This is a genomic window from Streptomyces sp. NPDC044719, from assembly GCF_056433405.1.
In genome coordinates this window covers 1-1039 of the sequence record NZ_JBWKHE010000036.1, presented here as the reverse complement: position 1 = coordinate 1039, position 1039 = coordinate 1, and the positions used below count along the sequence as shown (strand labels likewise).

The window sequence follows — 1039 nt, the reverse complement described above, 5'->3', positions numbered from 1 at the left end:
TGGGGGGTGAGGTGTTGGTGCTGGTGGTGCACCATATCGCCACGGATGGGTGGTCGATGGGGCCGTTGGCGCGTGATCTGGCTGCGGCGTATGCGGCGCGGTGTGCGGGCCGGGTGCCGCGGTGGGAGCCGTTGGCGGTGCAGTACGCGGATTACACGGTGTGGCAGCAGGGGTTGCTGGGTGCGGAAGAGGATCCGGACAGTGTGATCAGTGCTCAGTTGCGGGGCTGGAGCCGGCGGCTGGCGGGGTTGCCTGCGGAGCTTGAGCTGCCGTGGGACCGTCCGCGTCCGGCGGTGGCCTCGCATCGGGGTGGGCGGGTGCTGTTCGAGTGGGACCGGCGGGTGCATCAGGGTGTGGTGGAGGTGGCCGCGTCCGCGGGGGCGACGCCGTTCATGGTGGTTCAGGCGGCGCTGGCGGTGTTGCTGACCCGGCTGGGTGCGGGTGAGGACATCCCGCTGGGCACGCCGGTGGCCGGCCGGATGGACGAGGCCGCCGATGACCTGGTGGGCTTTTTCACCAACACCCTGGTCCTGCGCACCGACACGTCGGGCGATCCCACTTTCGGTGAGCTGCTTGAGCGGGTACGGCAGTGGGACCTGGACGCTTACACGCAGCAGGATTTGCCTTTCGAGCGGCTGGTGGAGGTCCTCAACCCGGATCGTTCCATGGCCCGGCATCCGTTGTTCCAGGTCATGCTGGCCTTCAACAATATCGAGCAGGCAGCGGTCGACCTGCCGGGCTTGAGCGTGCAGGCCGAACCGGTGGATCTGGCGGTGACCAAGTTCGATCTGTCCTTGAGTATCAGCGAGGCCCACGACGCCGACGGTCCCGCGGGCCTGCAGGGCGCCTGGGAATACAGCGGCGACCTGCTCGATGCCGGTACCGCCGAGCGGATGCTGCACCGCCTGCACCACATCATCCACACCGTGATCAACAACCCTGACCAGCGCATCGGTGACATCGACATCCTCCAGCCGGAAGAACGCACCCGGCTGCTGACGGAGTACAACGACACCCGTCACCCGCTCCCGCAGGCCAC

Annotated in this window: 1 protein-coding gene; it reads left to right on the top strand. The window is 67.8% G+C overall.

Features of this window, described 5'->3' with window-relative positions; all coding sequences use genetic code 11:
• Nucleotides 1–17 precede the first annotated feature (17 nt).
• Nucleotides 18–1039, top strand: a 1022-nt coding sequence (locus tag AC07DF_RS41345; RefSeq protein ID WP_478982778.1) for a condensation domain-containing protein, incomplete at its 3' end; no start/stop codon positions are given.